This window comes from Brunnivagina elsteri CCALA 953 (genome assembly GCF_002289455.1).
Taxonomy (GTDB): Bacteria; Cyanobacteriota; Cyanobacteriia; order Cyanobacteriales; family Nostocaceae; genus Brunnivagina; species Brunnivagina elsteri.
In genome coordinates this window covers 1-5067 of record NZ_NTFS01000446.1, presented here as the reverse complement: position 1 = coordinate 5067, position 5067 = coordinate 1, and the positions used below count along the sequence as shown (strand labels likewise).

Genomic DNA, 5067 nt, shown 5'->3' with positions numbered 1-5067 from the left:
AATGATCCTGTGTTGTCATGCTGAGGAACGTTCGCGTAGCGTGTCCCCTTGGGACTCAGCATCTACGCGAGATTCTAGCCTGCGGCAACGCGTTCGCGCAGCGTGTCGCTTTGCGACTCAGCGCGTACGTTCCACCCTGCGGGTAGACGCGCAAGCGGCTTCTGTAAGTAGCAAGCTACAGAATGACCGAAGAGCATTTCTTTCTGTGGAGTTCTCTAAAATATATTGATTACACCGCCATCACTGTTAATATCAACACAATTCAGGAAAATTCGGACTCTTGAAATTATGAATCAAATCGGGAGCATTAAAACTACAAACAGAAAATTTTGGAGATTTTTTATAACTCACCAAAATATAGATAAATACCTGATTTTAGATAGAAAATGTAACCAGAATACTTGCTATTAGAAGTTTTCCAGGAATAATATAACTATATCCATTACGCATATAAATTAAATTTACAAATCAAAATGGGAACAGAAAATCAAATTGACAAAATATTTGAGGCACTGCTTCCAGATGAAGAAGTTCGTAAACAGTGCCTTCAGTTGCTTGCTGATTACATTATTTATGCACATAAACATATTCACCCAGCCATTTGGGCGACTACAATTATACAAAATGCCCTTGATTGTGTAACCCCATCGAGACAAACCATTACATATAAAAATCCTCAAAGATTAATTACGTTAAATGTGGGTGATATTCCCGTATATGGTATTTATGCACCAGGAATGTATGACAAAAACTATCCCCCAGAAAACAGGTTTATTCTAAATTCATCAATCATATTGGTATTGAATTGCAAGATTTTGACAGATGACGATATCAGAGAACTCAAAAGTCGGGAAATTTCTAGTAGTGTCTATGATTCTCAAAGCAAATATTGCCTGAGAAATACAGTGATTGATTCTTATAACTTAGAACAAGTATCACCATTAATACATCGTGTATATCAAAGTTCCCTAGAAAAAGCAGCAAAAAATCCTAGTGGAATCGGATATTGCGATCGCGCCATTTCTTCTCAAGATTATTCAGCAGATATTGTTACTTATTTACGAAAATTTTTAGAGCGAGATATTCCCGAACCTATTTACATATCCCCGAAAAGTCGGGGATATGGGGGATAAGCTACGATGCATCTTGTAACTGTGCAGTGCGAATCGATAATTGCTGAGTCTGATTCCCGCGCTGAACTTTTAATTGTAAAATCTGACCTATACGGCTTTGTTCGACAATATTTAGCAATTGTTCACCATTGTTAACACGTTGTCCATCAACTTGCACAACCACATCACCAATACGGATACCTGCATTTGCTGCTGGGGAATTGGGGATAACTCGCGCTACTAAAATACCATTAATTTCGGGTACGCGAATCTGACTATCGCGGTTGGAATTAATCTGTTTAGCAAGTTCTGGTGTTAAATCTTCCATCCCAATACCAATAAAGGGATGAACTACTTTTTCACCACGTTGAAGTTGACTGGCAATTGATTTTGCCCTGTCGATGGGAATTGCAAATCCAATTCCCATTGCATCACCACGAATTGCTGTATTAATCCCAATAACTTCACCTTGGGCATTCAAAAGTGGTCCCCCAGAATTACCGGGGTTAATCGCTGCGTCGGTTTGAATAAACTCCAAACGCTTGTTACCAATACCCACATCTCGACTGGTACGACGTAAAGTACTGACAATCCCCAAAGTGACCGTATTATCCAATCCTAAAGGGTTTCCAACTGCGATCGCCCAATCTCCTACTTGCACGTTTGCAGACGAACCTAATGACGCAACAGGTAAATCACCACCTGCATTCACCTTAACTACTGCCAAATCCGTAACTTCATCGACTCCTTGGACTTTACCTTCGAGTGTACGTCCATCTTTGAGACGAACCGTTACGCGATCGGCTTTATCGACAACGTGGGCATTTGTCAAGACTAACCCACTCTTATCAATAATAAATCCAGAACCTAGACCCCGTTGTTGTTGCTGAGATGGCATTTGTTGCGGAGAACTATCACCAAAAAATCTCCGGAAAAATGGATCGTCGAAAAATGGATCGGCTGTCCGACGAGATACTACTGTTCTCTCTGTATCAATTCTGACAACTGCATTGCCAACACGATTTACAGCCGCAGTTACAAAGCTACTGTTCCCCACAGCCGCAGTTGCTGGAGATTGTCGTTGAGAAAGCAATTGTTCAGAATCTGAATTCAGAACAGCATTAGCAACAGAAATGGGTGCAGTTTCAGCTTGGGATGGTTGTACTTGGAATGTACCGACTGTCAGCACAACACCCAGAATAATAGCTAACACATGCGTACCAAGTTGTCGCATTGACCGAGGTAGTTTGGAAAATCGCATAACGGCAACCATTAATTTTTAGTTGATTATTACTGAAATTTAATATATATCTCTACTGTTATTTTTACAGATTTGCTTAAATATCCCAGAGATTTTGTCAAAATACTCAAAATATAGACGCATAATTTTTGTTTGATGTTTCGTATTGTTTCTCCTAATCCGGTCACAAATAAAGCCCCAGCACTTAATGCTTAGGGCAAAATCTTTCCTAGAGAATCCTCAAAATACCATTTTGTCAGGAAATCATGACAAATTTAACTAAAAATATTAAGATTTTATAAAAATTTTGTTCGTATTTACTAATTTGTTTTTTATGATACAGATTTTTTAGAGTTGTAGTCAAAGTTTGATGAGAAAGTGTCATGATGAACCAGGCGGATAAAAATGGGCAAGTTAAGGAAATGTTACAAATAAATGCGATCGCAGTTACTCGGAATACGACTCTAGGCTAGGATCGAATGTACTGCTAGAAGATACAAACTATTCTCTATGAATGGAACCAAGCGATTGAAAAAGGAAAATTTACCTCAACCGGAGGTAAGTATACTTAGTGATGATATAAAGGATGACCACGGAGAACACTTACATTCGGATGGTAATTCTGTTCATACTCATGTTCATAGCGAAGAGTCTTTGCGACGAATTGTGAATCGACTATCGCGGATTGAAGGACATGTACGGGGAGTGAAAACGATGGTACAGCAAAGTAGTCCTTGTCCTGATGTATTATTGCAGATTGCTGCGGTGCGAGGTGCATTAGATAAAGTAGCGCGAATTGTCCTCGATGAGCATTTAACTGAGTGTATTGCTAGGGCATCTAAGGAAGGTAATATTGAAGCGGAAATTGAACAACTCAAAGCAGCTTTAGACCGATTTTTACCTTAGAGGTTGTTTGAAAAGTACCTATCGTCATGCTGAGGAACGTAGGCGAAAGACTTCCCGTTCCCTCGAAGAGGGTTCCCGAAGGTTAGGATAGCATCTCAGTATGTGGGCTAAACTTCAGATTCTACCCTGCGGGAACGCTAAAAGCGTAGCTTGCTTCTCTGTTTCGGAGTACGTTCCGCAAAGCTCCACTCAGAATGACAAATTATACCTTTCCAAACTTTTCAAACATGCTCTTAGATTTGGTCTGAGAAAATATTTGGTAGATATCTAAAGTCGAAATCCTAATATAAATTTTACCCAGAAACCCAGCATCATCTAGGAACAACCCGTATGCATGATGACCCCAAACAGGGTGTTGTCGATAGAAATTGCCAAGTCCACGGGGTTTCTAATTTGTTTATTGCTGGTAGTTCGGTTTTCCCCACTGGAGGTTTTGCAAATCCGACTCTGACTATTGTTGCTTTGGCAATCCGACTTGCCGATCGCGTGAAAACAATTATTTAGAGGTTGTTTATAAAATAATTCTTAAGCTCTAAAAGCCTTGATTTGTAATGCTGTTGGCGGAGGGTACGGAGCGCTAGCGCAGTGTACGCGCAGAGTCGCAAAGCGACACGCTGCGCGTACGTTCCACCCTGCGGGAAGCAAGCTACAGAATGACATAATTTTATTTATAAACACCCTTTTAGGGAATGGCAACTGCTCTCAATAATCTTTCCATAATGCTGCGGGATTTTCTACCACCAATGGGGATAATGCGGTGACAAAGTACATGGGGCGCTAAAAATTTGATATCGTCGGGAATGGCATAATCGCGATCGCGTAAAAAAGCTAAGGCTTGAGTTGCCTTTTGTAGCGCCACTGTACCACGGGGACTAACACCGAGAGTTACTTCCTCATCGCAGCGAGTCGCCCGTACAAGATCGAGGATGTACTGTTGTAAGGATGGATCGACTTTGACTTTGCCGCAAATTTGCCGCAGTTGTTGTAATTCCTCCAAAGTAATACAGGGTTGTAAATTTTCGATTTTTACACCTTGTTGTTGACGCTGTAGCATTTGTAACTCTTCCGCTTCGGAAGGATAGCCCAAGCTGAGAGAAAGCATAAACCTGTCCATTTGGGCTTCCGGTAACGGGAAAGTGCCTTGGTACTCAACAGGGTTTTGAGTTGCGATCGCAAAAAATGGTAGTGGTACGGGACGGGATACACCATCAACTGTGACTTGGTGTTCTTCCATGACTTCGAGTAGTGCTGATTGGGTACGGGGGGTAGCGCGATTTATCTCGTCAGCAAGGAGAACATTGGCAAATACTGGACCAGGTAAAAAGTTAAATTCTCCGTTTTTGGGATTCCAAATATTAGTACCTGTAATATCGGTTGGGAGTAAATCGGGTGTGCATTGCAACCGTTGAAATTTGCCATCGATGGAGCGGGCTAGGGATTTGGCTAAAAGTGTCTTTCCCACACCAGGAACATCTTCAAGTAGGGCATGTCCCCCACCTAGCAAAGCTACCAACACCAAACGTATCGCTTCATTTTTACCAACGATAGTTTGTGCCAAATTTTGCGTCAATGCATCAATTTTTTCTCTCATATCCCTACCATAATTATTAGTTATTTTTTATTGGTTATTTACGAATAATCATTTCCCATTACCCGACTCTTAAAAAAGGCAGTTCTGCTGCAATACTGCTCAGTTAGGACAAATCAACTGACCTCTAACCCCGTAGAGCTACGGTGTACAGACAAGTACTCGAATTGCCCCAAATAAAAGAACCCCACCCTAACCCTCCCCTTGCTAAGGGGAGGGAA

At 41.2% G+C, this 5067-nt stretch carries 5 protein-coding genes and 1 pseudogene; 4 read left to right on the top strand and 2 right to left on the bottom strand.

The window, feature by feature from the left end:
• Together CK510_RS33045 and CK510_RS26075 are read left to right on the top strand one after the other, a co-directional pair.
• The coding region (locus CK510_RS33045) for a hypothetical protein (RefSeq protein ID WP_211293309.1) at window positions 1-229 on the top strand (229 nt) is incomplete at its 5' end.
• Window positions 230-473: 244 nt separating this feature from the next.
• Window positions 474-1133, top strand: coding sequence for a hypothetical protein (locus CK510_RS26075; RefSeq protein WP_095724440.1), 660 nt, complete (start codon window positions 474-476; stop codon window positions 1131-1133).
• 1 nt (window position 1134) lies between these two features.
• Here the strand turns inward: CK510_RS26075 and CK510_RS26070 are convergent, their stop codons facing one another.
• Window positions 1135-2373: an HhoA/HhoB/HtrA family serine endopeptidase gene (locus CK510_RS26070; RefSeq protein ID WP_095724441.1), complete on the bottom strand. Its 1239-nt coding sequence runs from the start codon at window positions 2371-2373 to the stop codon at window positions 1135-1137.
• Between the two features lie 489 nt (window positions 2374-2862).
• On the opposite strand from CK510_RS26070, the gene CK510_RS26065 reads away from it, so the two are divergent.
• Both CK510_RS26065 and CK510_RS26060 read left to right on the top strand, forming a co-directional pair.
• Entirely contained in the window at window positions 2863-3258 is a 396-nt protein-coding gene (locus tag CK510_RS26065; protein ID WP_095724439.1) for a metal-sensing transcriptional repressor, read from the top strand.
• Window positions 3259-3561: 303 nt separating this feature from the next.
• A pseudogene (locus tag CK510_RS26060) lies at window positions 3562-3762 on the top strand (GMC family oxidoreductase); the annotation flags it as partial.
• Between the two features lie 178 nt (window positions 3763-3940).
• Here the strand turns inward: CK510_RS26060 and CK510_RS26055 are convergent.
• Complete coding sequence (locus CK510_RS26055; RefSeq protein ID WP_095724438.1) at window positions 3941-4849, bottom strand: AAA family ATPase; 909 nt, start codon at window positions 4847-4849, stop codon at window positions 3941-3943.
• Window positions 4850-5067: the final 218 nt, after the last annotated feature.